A 12,997-nucleotide genomic window follows, 5' to 3' on the forward strand; every position below is an offset into this window, starting at 1 on the left:
ACCAAAGCCGGAGGATTGATGTACACTGGTCACCATGCCCGCCTGCGCCCGCTCCAGCCCGCCTTCATCATGGCGGGCACAGGCGAGTCAGTCACCTATCGCGAACTCGAGGCACGCAGCAATCGGCTGGCACATCTGTTTCGCAGGCACGGCCTGAAGCGGCTCGATCATTATTCGGTCTTCATGGAGAACAATTCGCGCTACCTTGAAGCCTGCGGCGCGGGCGAACGCTCCGGTCTCTACTACACCTGCATCAACTCCTTCCTGACGCCGGGCGAGCTCGCCTATCTCCTCGCCAACAGCCAGTCGCAGATCTTGATCACGTCTGTCGCCAAGCTCGACATCGCGCGGGAGGCGATCCAGGCCTGCCCCGATATCAAGCTCTGCATCGTGGCCGATGGCCCCGGAGAGAGCGAGCGCATCGTCGGTCTTGCCGAGGTGACCGCCGGCCTGCCGACAACGCCGATCTCGGATGAATGGCTCGGCACCGCCATGCTCTATTCGTCCGGCACGACGGGACGGCCGAAAGGAATCCTGCGGCCCCTGCCGGAGGAGCCGCCGAAGCACAATCTGCCGCTGTTCGATTTCCTGACCAAGCTCTGGCACTACCGTGAGGGCATGGTCTATCTGTCGCCCGCACCGCTCTATCATTCCGCGCCGCAAGCCGCCGTGAACCTGACGATCCGCATGGGCGGCACCGTCATCATCATGGAAAGCTTCGACCCCGAGCGTTACCTTCAGCTGGTCGAGCAATGGGGCATCACCCACACCCAGCTGGTGCCGACGATGTTCTCGCGCATGCTGAAGCTGCCGGATGAAGTGCGAAATCGCTACGACGTGTCCTCGCTGGAGATTGCGATCCACGCGGCCGCGCCCTGCCCGGCCCAGGTCAAGGACGACATGATCAAATGGTGGGGACCGATCATCCACGAATATTACGGCGCGACCGAGGGCCTCGGCTTCACGGCCTGCAACAGCGAGGAATGGCTTGGTCATCGCGGCACCGTGGGCAAAGTGCTGCTCGGCGACCTGCACATCCTCGACGAGAACATGCAGGAGTGCCCGACCGGCACGCCTGGCCAGGTCTGGTTCAAGACGGCAACGCCGTTCGAATATTTCAACGATCCCGAGAAGACCAGGGAGGCGCGTTCGCCCGACGGCAGCATGAGCACCGTCGGCGACGTCGGCTATGTCGACAAGGACCGCTTTCTCTATCTCACCGACCGCGCGACCTTCATGATCATTTCAGGCGGGGTGAACATCTATCCTCAGGAATGCGAGAATCTGCTGATCACGCATCCCAAGGTGGCCGATGCCGCCGTGTTCGGCGTGCCCAACGCCGATCTCGGCGAAGAGGTGAAGGCCGTGGTGCAACCGATGCCCGGTGTGGTGCCCGGGCCGGCCCTGGCCGAAGAGCTGATCGCGTTCTGCGCCAAATCACTTTCGCGGCAGAAGGTGCCGCGCTCGGTCGATTTCGAGAAGGAGTTGCCGCGGCTGCCGACCGGCAAGCTCTACAAGAGGCTGCTGCGGGACCGCTACTGGGGCAACAAGGCGTCGCGGATCGTCTGAGGGCTGCAACTCCATCCGCCATCGTCCCGGACAAGCGCAGCGCAGATCCGGCACTTTGGCCATAGGGAGTGGTTTGGCGAAGATTCGGAGTTGCCAGTTCGCTCCGCAACTTCTCCCTGTGGGTATGGTCTCGGGTTGGCGACGTCGTCGCGCCCCGGGACGACAGTGAGATTGGCGAAGCAGCTGCGCGCAATATGATGCAGGAACCTTCCCTTCGCACTGCACTCTCACATTGTGCGAAGACGAAAGCCCTGCGGCCTTGCGTCATCCGAATTGTCGAGGCGGCCCGCGCCTTGCGGGTTGCCTCGATGCGCGCGCCTCGCTATCGTCAGACAAACAGGCCGCAAAAGGCCGTGTCCAGGGAGGATGAGCATGCGGAGCGTGTGGGCGCTCGCCGCGACGGCGGCGTTATCTTTGCTGACGATCTCAACCGCAACGCTCGCCGCCGAGCCCAAGCAGGGCGGGATTCTGCGGATGTATCACCGCGACAGTCCCGGCAATGCCTCGATCCACGAAGGCGCGACCTACTCGCTCAACGTTCCCTTCATGCCCGTGTTCAACAACCTCGTCATCTACAAGCAGGACGTGGCGCAGAACAGCATGGACAGCATCGTCCCCGAGCTCGCGGAGAGCTGGGCCTGGGTGAACGGCAACAAGACGCTGACCTTCAAGCTGCGCCAGGGCGTGAAATGGCACGACGGCAAGCCATTCACCTCGGCCGACGTCAAATGCACCTTCGACATGCTGATGGGCAAGGCGCAGCAGAAGTTCCGGCAGAACCCGCGCAAGAGCTGGTACGACCAGGTCAGCGACATCTCGACCAACGGCGAGTCCGAGGTCTCGTTCAATCTGAAGCGGCCGCAGCCCTCGCTGCTGGCGCTGCTCGCCTCCGGCTACACCCCGGTCTATCCCTGCCATGTCTCGCCGGCGGAGATGCGCACGCATCCAATCGGCACCGGCCCCTTCAAGTTCGTCGAGTTCAAGGCCAATGAATCCATCAAGCTGACCCGCAATCCGGACTATTGGCGCAAGGGCCGGCCTTACCTCGACGGCATCGAGCTCACCATCATCCCGAACCGCTCGACCGCGATCCTCGCCTTCGTCGCCGGCAAGTTCGACATGACGTTTCCGACGGAGGTGACGATCCCGCTGGTGAGGGACGTCAAACAGCAGGCCCCGAACGCGATCTGCGAGATCGCGCCGACGAACGTGTCGACCAACATCATCGTCAATTCGTCCTCGCCGCCGTTCGACAATGTCGACATTCGCCGCGCCATGGCGATGGCGCTCGACCGCAAGGCTTTCATCTCCATCATGTTCGAGGGCCAGGGCGACATCGGCGGGACCATGCTGCCGCCGCCGAACGGCCTGTGGGGCATGCCCAAGGAGATGCTGGAGACCATTCCCGGCTACGGGCCCGACGTGAAGGCCAACCGCGAGGAGGCGAAGAAGCTGATGCAGAAGGCCGGCTACGGGCCAGACAAGCATCTGGCCGTGAAGGTCTCCACACGCAACATCCCGATCTATCGCGACCCCGCGGTGATCCTGATCGACCAGCTCAAGACGATCTATATCGACGGCGAGGTCGACGTCGTCGAGACCGCGAACTGGTTCCCGAAGGTCGCGCGCAAGGACTACATGATCGGGCTCAATCTCACGGGCAACGCGGTGGACGATCCCGACCAGTCCTTCTACGAGAACTATTCCTGCGGCTCGGAGCGCAACTACACCAATTACTGCAACAAGGAGATCGAGAAGCTGTTCGACGTGCAGTCGCAGGAGACCAATATCGAGAAGCGCAAGAAGCTGGTCTGGGACATCGACAAGAAGCTGCAGGAGGACGTCGCGCGCCCCATCGTCTTCCACAGCCGCATGGGCAGCTGCTGGCAGCCCTACGTCAAGGGTCTCACCGTCATGACCAACAGCTCCTATAACGGCTATCGCTACGAGGATGTGTGGCTGGACAAGTAGCGCACGCCGCGGGCGGTTGACGGGTTCGACGGGAGGCGGTGCATGTTTGCCTATCTGGTGCGGCGCCTGTTCCTGATGCTCGTGACCCTGTTCGGGATCTCGATCGTCATCTTCTTCCTGCTGCGCATCGTCCCCGGCAACATCGTCGACATCCTGTTCGCCGCCGCCGGCTATGTCGATCCCGCCGACAAAGCCAATCTGGAAAAGGAGCTCGGCATCGACCGGCCGCTGATCGTGCAATACTGGCACTGGATCAGCGGCTTCCTGCGCGGCGATTTCGGGTATTCCTACGTCTCGGAAAAGCCGGCGCTTCAGGAGATCCTGCCGCGGATTCCGATCACGGCGCGCCTCGCCGGCCTCGCGCTGCTGTTCTCGGCATCGATCGGCATCCCGCTCGGCGTCATCAGCGCGGTGAAACAGGGGACGAAGCTCGACTACGCTTTGCGCGTCGTCAGTCTCAGCGGATTGTCGCTGCCCTCGTTCTGGCTTGGTCTTCTGATCCTGACCGCCTCCGTGGCGATGTTCGGCCAGATGCCGATCTTCAACCCGAATCCGCAGACCTGGCTGGAAGCGTTCGCAACCTACGCCGTTCCGGCCGCCGCCGTGGGCTTCCGCAGCGCGGCGCTGACCATGCGCATTACGCGATCCTCGATGCTGGAGGTGCTGCGGCAGGACTATATCCGCACGGCCCGCGCCAAGGGCGCGTCCGAGGCGACGGTAAACTATCAGCACGCGCTGAAGAACGCGATCCTGCCGGTCATCACCGTGATCGGCATCGAGGCGGCATTCCTGATCGGCGGCCTGATCGTGACAGAGACAGTGTTCAACATACCGGGCGTCGCGCGCTATTTGGTCGAGGCGATCCGCTGGCGCGACTATCCGATCGTGCAGAACCTCGTGATGTTCATCGCGGTGGTGGTGGTGTTCGCCAATTTCGCCGTCGACATGCTCTATGCGGTGTTCGACCCGCGGATCAGGTATACGGATTAGGAGATCAGCTTGGCCGCGATCGACTTCGACGTTGAACTAAGGCGGGCCGGCGCGCATGCGACCGGCGGCTGGCGGCGCGTGCTGTTCATGGCGCAGCGGCATGTGCTGGGCGCAGCCGGCCTCGTCATCATGACATTGTTCGTGTTGACTGCGATCTTCGCCGACTTCATCGCGCGTTATGATCCGCTGACGGTCGATTCCGCTCGCGCGCTGGCCCGCCCGAGCCTGGCACACTGGATGGGCACCGATTCATTCGGCCGCGACGTGTTCAGCCGCATCATCCACGGGGCGCGGATCTCGCTTGCGGTCGGCCTCGGCTCGACCGCTCTCGGCGGCACGATCGGCGTGATCGTCGGGCTGACTTCGGGCTATCTCTCCGGCTGGGTCGACCTCGTGTTCCAGCGCGTCTCCGACGTTCTCCAGGCGCTGCCGCTGCTGGTGCTGGCCCTGGTAATGACAGCGGCGCTCGGGCCCTCGCTGCCCAATGTCATCATCGCCATCGCCATTCCGCTGATCCCGACGGTCGCCCGCGTGATCCGCGCCAACACGCTCGCGCTGCGCGAACAGCAATTCGTGGAGGCCGCCAAATCGATCGGCATGAGCGAGACGCGGATCGCGCTGCGCCATGTGCTGCCGAACACGCTGGCGCCGCTGATCGTGCTGGCGACCGCTCAGCTCGGCTCGACCATCCTCACGGAAGCCTCGCTGTCCTTCCTCGGCCTCGGAATCCCCGAGCCTTATCCGTCGTGGGGGCGCATGCTCTCCGAATCCGCCGCCGAATATGTCCGCACCGCGCCGTGGCTCGTGATCTTCCCGGGTATCGCGATCAGCCTCGCCGTGTTCGGCGCCAACCTGTTCGGCGACGCTCTGCGCGACATCCTGGATCCAAGGCAACGCGGCTGATGGCGGACACAACCGATCTCGTGCTCGACGTGAAGAACCTGAAGACGGTGTTCTTCACCAATTCCGGCCTGTTCAAGGCCGTCGACGATCTTTCCTTCAGCGTGAAACGCGGCGAGACGCTGGCGATCGTCGGCGAATCCGGGTGCGGCAAGAGCGTGACCGCGCTTTCCCTGATGCGGCTCGTGCCCGATCCGCCCGGTCGTATCGTGGGGGGCTCCGTCTCGCTCGAAGGCACCGACCTGCTGGCGCTGAGCGAAGCGGAGATGCGGTCCGTCAGAGGCAATCGCATCTCGATGATCTTCCAGGAGCCGATGACCTCGCTCAATCCGGTGATGCGGATCGGCGACCAGATCGTCGAGGCGGTGCGGCTGCACCGGAACATCCCTTCGAAAGAGGCACAAGGCATCGCGGTCGAGATGCTGCGGCTGGTGCGCATCCCCGAGCCGGCGCGGCGCGCACGGGAATATCCGCATCAGCTGTCCGGCGGCATGCGCCAGCGCGCGATGATCGCGATGGCGCTGGCGTGCCGTCCGGTGCTGCTGATCGCGGACGAGCCGACCACCGCGCTCGACGTCACCATCCAGGCGCAGATCCTGGCGCTGATCCTCGATCTCCAGAAGGAACTCGGCACCGGTCTCGTGCTGATCACGCACGATCTCGGTGTCGTCGCGCAAACGGCGCAGCGTGTGATCGTGATGTACGCAGGCCGAAAGGTGGAGGAGGCGAGCGTCGAGGCGCTTTTCGCCTCGCCCAAGCATCCCTATACGCGCGGGCTGATGGCCTCGATCCCGACGGTGCCGGCATCCGGAGTCCCGGCGCAGGCGCGACTGAACGAAATCCCCGGTACCGTGCCATCGCTGGTGCGGCTGCCGAAGGGCTGCGCCTTCGCACCGCGCTGCAAGCTCGCCATCAAGCGTTGCGAGGCCGAATATCCGCCGCTGGCGGACTGGGGCGGCGGCCATCTCGCGGCGTGCTGGCGCGCGGAAGAGGTTGCGGAGGTGGCATGACAGAGGCGCTGCTCGAAGTCACCGACCTCAAGAAGCACTATGCGGTGCGTGCAGGCGTGCTGCGCCGGCAAGTCGGCACGGTGCATGCGGTCGATGGCGTTTCATTCGCGGTTGGCGTAGGGGAGACGCTCGGCCTGGTCGGCGAATCCGGCTGCGGCAAATCCACTGTGGCGCGGAGCGTGCTGCGGCTGGTCGAGCCGACATCGGGGCGAATCCGCCTCGTGGGAGAAGACATCACCCATCTCTCCAAGTCCGATCTTCGTCCGCACCGCCGCTCGATGCAGATCGTATTTCAGGATCCTTTTGCTTCGCTCAATCCACGCATGACGGCGGGCGACATCGTCGGCGAGCCGCTCGCCGTGCATGGCCTCGCGACCGGCAAGGCGCTGGAGGCCCGCGTCGCGCAGCTGTTCGATCAGGTGGGCTTAAGGCCCGACCAGATGCGCAACTTCCCGCATCAATTCTCCGGCGGCCAGCGCCAGCGCATCTGCATCGCGCGGGCGCTGGCGCTGGGGCCTCGCCTGATCGTGTGCGACGAGCCGGTGTCCGCGCTCGACGTTTCGATCCAGGCGCAGGTGATCAACCTCCTGATCGATCTGCAGCGCCAGCACGGCTTCTCCTATCTCTTCATCGCCCACGATCTCGCCGTGGTCGCTCATATCAGTCACCGCGTGGCCGTGATGTATCTCGGCCGCATCGTGGAGATCGCCGGCAAGGATGAGCTGTTCCGCAATCCGCGGCATCCCTACACGCAGGCCCTGCTCGCCTCCGTGCCGATCGCCAATCCGCTCGCCAAGAAGCTCGCGCCGCTGGTTGATGGGGATGTGCCGAGCCCCGTCAATCCGCCTTCCGGCTGCGCGTTTCACACGCGCTGCCGGTTTGCGTTGGATCGGCGCAGGACGGAGCGGCCGGCGCTGGTGGATGCGGGCGACGGGCATCAGGTGGCGTGTCTGCTCAACGAGGGCACGGGACGGAGCCAGTAGGGTTCAACACTCGGATCACCGGCCACGCCGCCAGAGCCGCGGCAAGATGCTTGAGCGTGTGGCCCGAGATGACGTGCCCGGTCGCTTCGAACACGGCTGCATCGCCGAGCTCAAACAGTTTGGCCAGCACGTAGAAGAGCAGCACGCCGCCGAGCCGCACCCCAATCGCGCCCCGCCGCGGCCGCGTCAACGCCAGCCCCATGGCGAGCGCCATGCCGCCGAACTGCACCACCACCCAAGGCGCGAGATTCTCGCGTGCCACCCAGGCAGCCAGCAGGCCCGCGATCATCGTCAGCACCAGCACCGCTTCGCCTGCGCGTGTGCTGATCCGCTCGCTGGCAGCAATCCCAAGGAATCCCGCAAACGCCACCGCCATGCCGAGGCGATCGGCTACGAGTCGCTCCGGCGCATATGGGTCCAGATGATAGAAGCCCGAGCCCAGGCCAGTGAGGATCAGTCCCACGAAGAACCAGCTTGCGCCCACAGGCGCATCATTGCGGGCGCGCAGCCGCTCGGAGCCCCAGACACCCATCGCAACGAACGCGAGGTTGCTCAGCACGTCCCCCGCATTGGGTATACCCAGCCAGGAGCGGTTATCGACAAAATGCGCGACGTGCCAGGCGGCGGGAGGCAGCGCCGGTGCGAGGAGCGCGGCCAGCGTCAGGACGAAGAGAGCGCCGAACAGCCAGCTTTCGCGCATGGTTGGTGCGGCAAACGCCAGCGCGCTCGACGATGTCGGGAGCGCAGCAGCGGCGTCTCGGGCGGAATCAGTTGCGCGCAACATACGAGCCTCCAGATTATTGAACAGCGTTCAATATTTGTAGACTGAAAATGAACAAGGTTCAATATTGCCTGCAAGCGTGCGATCGCGCGCCACATCTCTCTGAGAGCGTTTGCTTTTCCTGATCAACAGACGCTGGGCTGGGGTGTGCCCATTCGCCCGGCCAACTCCGCATTCGGGGCGCTAGCCCGCCCCGATCTCCGCCACGATCCGGCCCGTGGTCACCTGCTCGCCCTCGGCAGCGTCGATCGCCGTGACGACGCCGTCGATGCCCGCCTTGTGGACGTGCTCCATTTTCATCGCCTCCAGCGTCAGCACTGGCTGGCCGGCGGTGACGCGGTCGCCCGGCTTCACCAGGACGGCGACGACGCGGCCGTTCATCGCGGCGCGAACCTTGCCGTCGCCACCATTGCTGGCTGCAGCCTTCGGCGCCGCGAGCGTGAGATCGACGACCGCGAGCGGGATCCCGCGATGCTGGACGTAGAGCCGATCGCCGTCACGGAGGAAGTTGGCGCTGTCCATCAGGCCGTCATGGCGAAAGCGGATCATATCGGCCGCGAGCTGGTCGATTTCGAATCTGTCCTGGCGGTCACTGGAGGCGACGGTGTAGCCGCCATCGCGCTCTCGCGTGATGTCGAGCTCATGGGCGTGGCCGGCGATTTCGATCTTCGCCGGCAGCGGAAACGTCGCCGCGAGGCTTCGCCCGACCTGCCAAGACGGCGCGCGTGGATTGGTGACGTAGAGTAGCAAGCCCGCCAGCGCCACGTCGAATGCACCGTTCGCATCCGGCGCCAGCAGTTCGTCGCGATGCGCGCCGATGAAGGCCGTGGTCGCCTCACCCCTGGCGAAACCGGGATGACGCAAGCAGGACATCAGGAATGCCTGGTTGGTGGTCACACCGAACGCGGTGAGTTGCTCGAGACCGACGATCAGCCGCCCCCGCGCCTCCTCGCGCGTAGTGCCATGGCTGATGACCTTGGCGATCATGGAATCGTAGAACGGCGGGATCTCCGTGCCGGATTGCAGTGCATGCTCGACGCGGATGCCGTCCGGCACCTGCCAGCGCGCCATGCGGCCCGACTGCGGCATGAAATCCTGCGCGGCGTCTTCCGAACAGAGCCGCACCTCGATGGCATGGCCGGAAAACTTGATGTCCTGCTGCTTGATCGGCAGCGGCTCGCCGCGCGCGACGCGCAGCTGCAACTCGACGAGATCGAGCCCGGTGATCCCTTCCGTTACGGGATGCTCGACCTGGAGCCGCGTGTTCATCTCCATGAAGTAGAACTCGCCGCGGGCGTCGAGCAGGAACTCGAGCGTGCCGGCGCCCTCGTAGCGCAGCGCCTTTACCGCGGCGACCGCGACCTCGCCCATCTTCGCGCGCAGCTCCGGCGTGACCGCGGGCGAGGGCGCTTCCTCGATCAGCTTCTGGTGCCGCCGCTGCACCGAGCAATCGCGCTCGCCGAGGTGGATGGCGTTGCCGTGACTATCCCCGAACACCTGGATCTCGATGTGGCGCGGGTTCTGAATTGCGCGTTCCAGGATGACGGTAGAATCGCCGAACGCGGCCTTCGCTTCCGAACGCGCACTGCGTAGCGCATCGGGGAAAGATGTGGCGTCAGTGACGAGCCGCATGCCGCGCCCGCCGCCGCCGGCAACCGCCTTGATCATCACGGGGAAGCCGATCTTCTTGGCCTCCGCGAGCATGACCTCGTCGCTCTGATCGGCTCCCTGGTAGCCGGGCACGATGGGAACGCCGGCCTTCTTCAAGATCTCCTTGGCGCCGGCCTTGTTGCCCATTGCCTCGATCGCCTGCGGCGAAGGGCCGATGAAGACGAGGCCCGCTTCCTTGCAAGCGCGCGCAAATTCCTCGTTCTCGGCGAGAAAGCCGTAGCCGGGATGGATCGCCTCCGCGCCGCTGGCCCTTGCCGCTGCAATGATCGCTTGGATGTTGAGATAGGATTGCGCCGGCAAGGCTTCTCCGATGCGCACGGCCCGATCGGCCTGACGCACGTGGAGCGCATCGCGATCGGCGTCCGAATAGACCGCGACGACGCCGAGGCCGAGCTTTCGCGCGCTGCGCATCACGCGCAGCGCGATCTCGCCGCGATTGGCCACCAGAACCCTAGAGAACGGCCGGTGCTGCACTGATCCGTTCCTCATGGGCGGGCCACCGAAAACTGCATGCGCTGGGGCGTGCGTGCGTCGCCCTCGCGACAGATCGCGAGCACTTCGGACAGCACCGCGCGGGTGTCACGTGGATCGATCACGCCATCGTCGAGCACGCGCGCGCTGGTGGAGAACACGTCCATCTGGCCGTCGAACACGCCGATGATCTGTGCCTTCATCGCATCGAGCTTGTCCTTCTCGACCGGCTTGCCGCGGCGCGCGGCGGCAGCTTCGGTCACGATCGCCATGGTTTCGGCGGCCTGCTCGCCACCCATCACCGCGGTCTTGGCGTTGGGCCAGGAGAAGCAGAAGCGCGGATGGAAGCCGCGGCCGCACATGCCGTAATTGCCCGCGCCGAACGAGGCACCGCAATAGATGGTGATCTGCGGCACGGTCGCCGACGTCACCGCCTGGATCATCTTGGAGCCGTGCTTGATCATGCCGGCTTCCTCATAGGCCTTGCCGACCATGTAGCCGGTGGTGTTGTTGAGATAGAGCAGCGGCGTGCGGGTCTGGCAGCAAGCCTGGATGAAATGCGTCGCCTTATTCGCGCCGGCGGGATCGAGCGGGCCATTGTTGGTGATGATACCGATCGCCTGTCCCCCGATGCGGGCGTGACCGCAGACAGTCGCCGGGCCGTAGTTCGGCGCCATCTCGGTAAAATCGGAATCGTCGACGATGCGCGCGATCACCTGCTTCATGTCGACCGGACGCTTGTGGTCCATGGGCATGATGCCGAGCAACTCGTCCTGGTCATAGCGCGGCGGCTTGAACTGCGGAGCCACCCTGCCCGGCCGCTCCCATTCCATCGCGGCCATGATCTCGCGCGCGATGCGCAGTGCATCGCGATCGTCCTCGGCGAGATAGTCTCCGAGGCCTGAGACTTGGGTGTGCATCTCGGCGCCGCCGAGCTCCTCCTCGGTCGCGATCTCACCGGTCGCAGCCTTCAGCAGCGGCGGGCCGGCCAGGAAGGCGCGGGTGCGGCCGCGGACCATGACGATGTAGTCTGAGAGGCCGGTCTGGTAAGCACCGCCCGCCGTGGAGGAGCCGTGCGTGACGGTGACGACGGGAAGCCCTGCCGCCGAGAGCCGGGCAAGATTACGAAAGATGTTGCCACCGCGGATAAAATCCTCGACGCGATAGCGCAAGAGGTTGGCGCCGGCGCTTTCGACGAGCTGCACGTAAGGCAGCTTGTTCTCCAGCGCAAGCTCCTGCACCCGCAGCGTCTTGTCGAGGCCATAAGGCTGGAGCGCGCCGGCGTCGATGCCGGCGTCGTTGGCGCTGACCATGCAGCGGACGCCCGAGACGAAGCCGATGCCGGCGATGACACCCCCGCCGGGCACGCTCTTGTTGGGATCGGGAACGTCGAACATGTAGCCGGCAAGCGTCGACAGTTCGATGAACGGCGCGCCGGGATCGAGCACCAGGGCGACACGTTCGCGCGGCAGCAGCTGCCCGCGCGTGTGGAAGCGGTCCTTTGCCGCGGCGGAGGCCGCGCGTGTGCGATCCTCCAGCGCGCGCATGCGGTCGATCAGGCCGAGCATGCCGTCGCGGTTGGCCTGGTAGGCGGCGCTGCCGGGGGAAATGGTGTTTTCGAGGATGGACATCACTTGATCCTGCTCGTCATTGCGAGGAGCGAAGCGACGAAGCGATCCAGACTGCTTCCGCCGAGAGACTCTGGATTGCTTCGCTTCGCTCGCAATGACGGGTGAGGCGATACTTTACCGATTCGTCCCGAAGATCTTCCGTGCCTCCGCCGGGCTCGCGATCTCGCGACCTGCGCGTCTGGCGCATGCGGCGACGGCTTCGATCAGCTGCCCGTTCGACGTCACCTTCTTGCCGTCGGCGAGGTAGAAGGTGTCCTCGAGCCCCGTGCGCAAATGACCGCCGAGTTCGGCGCAGCGCTGGTGCAGCGGCCAGATCTCTTCGCGGCCGATTGCGGTGACCTGAAAATGCGCCTCGGGACGCTTGAGCTTGATCAGGATCGGCAGCAGCTCGGGATCAGCGGGCATTCCCGACGCCACACCCATCACGAAGTTGTATTCGAGCGGGCCCTTGTACATGCCGACCTGATGATACATGCCAACGCAGCGGACGATGCCGACGTCGAAGCACTCGAACTCGGGGATGGTGCCGACCGCGTTCATGACGTCGAGATAGTCCTTCACCTTCTCGACCGCATTGTCGAACATCATCGGCGGCCACGCCCAGGTGTTGTCGGCCTTCACCTTCAGGTAGTTCAGCGAGCCGGCGTTGCAGGCGGCGATCTCCGGCCTGGTCTCGCGAATGCAATCGAGCGCGCCCGAATAGTTCGGCCCCGACACGCCCGAAGTGTGGTTGATGATCACGCCGGGGCACGCTTCGCGGATCGCCTGCTGGATCTCCTTGCTGACTGCGACCTCCCAGGACGGCAGGTGCCCCTTGCCCGGCGCCTGCTGGCGCAGATGGATGTGCATGATGGATGCGCCGGCATCGAACGCAGCCTTGGCCTCGCGCGCCATCTGCTCAGGCGTCACGGGCACGTTGTGCTGCTTCGGATCGGTGAGCACGCCGTTCAGCGCGCAGGTGATGACGGCCTTGTCGGTCATGCCCGTAATGTCTCGCAGGTTGAGGATTCAACGCTTGCG

At 64.8% G+C, this 12,997-nt stretch carries 10 protein-coding genes; 6 read left to right on the plus strand and 4 right to left on the minus strand.

Annotation, left to right across the window (positions count from 1 at the left end; translation table 11 throughout):
- The first annotated feature begins 18 nt into the window (after positions 1 to 18).
- The 6 genes from ASG57_RS25795 to ASG57_RS25820 all read left to right on the plus strand — a co-directional run bounded on the left by ASG57_RS25795 (position 19) and on the right by ASG57_RS25820 (position 7,423).
- Positions 19 to 1,569, plus strand: a complete 1,551-nt coding sequence (locus ASG57_RS25795; protein WP_057198058.1) for an AMP-binding protein — start codon at positions 19 to 21, stop codon at positions 1,567 to 1,569.
- Between the two features lie 372 nt (positions 1,570 to 1,941).
- Complete coding sequence (locus tag ASG57_RS25800; RefSeq protein ID WP_024337002.1) at positions 1,942 to 3,540, plus strand: ABC transporter substrate-binding protein; 1,599 nt, start codon at positions 1,942 to 1,944, stop codon at positions 3,538 to 3,540.
- Positions 3,541 to 3,582: 42 nt separating this feature from the next.
- A complete protein-coding gene (locus tag ASG57_RS25805; RefSeq protein WP_057198060.1) occupies positions 3,583 to 4,530 on the plus strand; it encodes an ABC transporter permease in 948 nt (315 codons plus the stop codon).
- A 9-nt stretch (positions 4,531 to 4,539) separates the two neighbouring features.
- Positions 4,540 to 5,433, plus strand: a complete 894-nt coding sequence (locus tag ASG57_RS25810; RefSeq protein ID WP_057198061.1) for an ABC transporter permease — start codon at positions 4,540 to 4,542, stop codon at positions 5,431 to 5,433.
- Positions 5,433 to 6,440 (plus strand): ABC transporter ATP-binding protein, encoded by a 1,008-nt coding sequence (locus ASG57_RS25815; RefSeq protein ID WP_024336999.1) that lies wholly within the window; start codon positions 5,433 to 5,435, stop codon positions 6,438 to 6,440. The genes ASG57_RS25810 and ASG57_RS25815 overlap by 1 nt, the downstream gene beginning before the upstream one ends.
- Positions 6,437 to 7,423, plus strand: a complete 987-nt coding sequence (locus ASG57_RS25820) for an ABC transporter ATP-binding protein (RefSeq protein WP_057198063.1) — start codon at positions 6,437 to 6,439, stop codon at positions 7,421 to 7,423. Before ASG57_RS25815 ends, ASG57_RS25820 begins: the two co-directional genes overlap by 4 nt.
- On the opposite strand, the gene ASG57_RS25825 is transcribed toward ASG57_RS25820, so the two are convergent.
- The 4 genes from ASG57_RS25825 to ASG57_RS25840 form a co-directional block, all read right to left on the minus strand.
- Positions 7,395 to 8,207 (minus strand): hypothetical protein, encoded by an 813-nt coding sequence (locus tag ASG57_RS25825; protein WP_057198065.1) that lies wholly within the window; start codon positions 8,205 to 8,207, stop codon positions 7,395 to 7,397. The two genes, ASG57_RS25820 and ASG57_RS25825, sit on opposite strands and share 29 nt — an antisense overlap.
- A 180-nt stretch (positions 8,208 to 8,387) precedes the next feature.
- Positions 8,388 to 10,364 carry an acetyl/propionyl/methylcrotonyl-CoA carboxylase subunit alpha gene (locus tag ASG57_RS25830; RefSeq protein WP_057198067.1) on the minus strand — a complete coding sequence of 659 codons (1,977 nt, stop codon included), beginning with the start codon at positions 10,362 to 10,364 and terminating at the stop codon, positions 8,388 to 8,390.
- A complete protein-coding gene (locus ASG57_RS25835) occupies positions 10,361 to 11,977 on the minus strand; it encodes an acyl-CoA carboxylase subunit beta (protein WP_057198069.1) in 1,617 nt (538 codons plus the stop codon). Before ASG57_RS25835 ends, ASG57_RS25830 begins: the two co-directional genes overlap by 4 nt.
- Before the next feature lie 114 nt (positions 11,978 to 12,091).
- Entirely contained in the window at positions 12,092 to 12,958 is an 867-nt protein-coding gene (locus tag ASG57_RS25840) for a beta-keto acid cleavage family enzyme (protein ID WP_024336994.1), read from the minus strand.
- Positions 12,959 to 12,997 lie beyond the last annotated feature (39 nt).

Source organism: Bradyrhizobium sp. Leaf396 (assembly GCF_001424605.1).
In the GTDB taxonomy this organism is placed as follows: domain Bacteria; phylum Pseudomonadota; class Alphaproteobacteria; order Rhizobiales; family Xanthobacteraceae; genus Bradyrhizobium; species Bradyrhizobium japonicum_C.

Excerpts from the sequence above, each read along its gene's own strand:
- ASG57_RS25795 (WP_057198058.1), top strand. The coding sequence starts at position 19 with ATGTACACTGGTCACCATGCCCGCCTGCGCCCGCTCCAGCCCGCCTTC.
- ASG57_RS25800 (WP_024337002.1), top strand. The coding sequence starts at position 1,942 with ATGCGGAGCGTGTGGGCGCTCGCCGCGACGGCGGCGTTATCTTTGCTG.
- ASG57_RS25805 (WP_057198060.1), top strand. The coding sequence starts at position 3,583 with ATGTTTGCCTATCTGGTGCGGCGCCTGTTCCTGATGCTCGTGACCCTG.
- ASG57_RS25815 (WP_024336999.1), top strand. The coding sequence starts at position 5,433 with ATGGCGGACACAACCGATCTCGTGCTCGACGTGAAGAACCTGAAGACG.
- ASG57_RS25820 (WP_057198063.1), top strand. The coding sequence starts at position 6,437 with ATGACAGAGGCGCTGCTCGAAGTCACCGACCTCAAGAAGCACTATGCG.
- ASG57_RS25825 (WP_057198065.1), bottom strand. The coding sequence starts at position 8,207 with ATGTTGCGCGCAACTGATTCCGCCCGAGACGCCGCTGCTGCGCTCCCG.
- ASG57_RS25830 (WP_057198067.1), bottom strand. The coding sequence starts at position 10,364 with ATGAGGAACGGATCAGTGCAGCACCGGCCGTTCTCTAGGGTTCTGGTG.
- ASG57_RS25835 (WP_057198069.1), bottom strand. The coding sequence starts at position 11,977 with ATGTCCATCCTCGAAAACACCATTTCCCCCGGCAGCGCCGCCTACCAG.
- ASG57_RS25840 (WP_024336994.1), bottom strand. The coding sequence starts at position 12,958 with ATGACCGACAAGGCCGTCATCACCTGCGCGCTGAACGGCGTGCTCACC.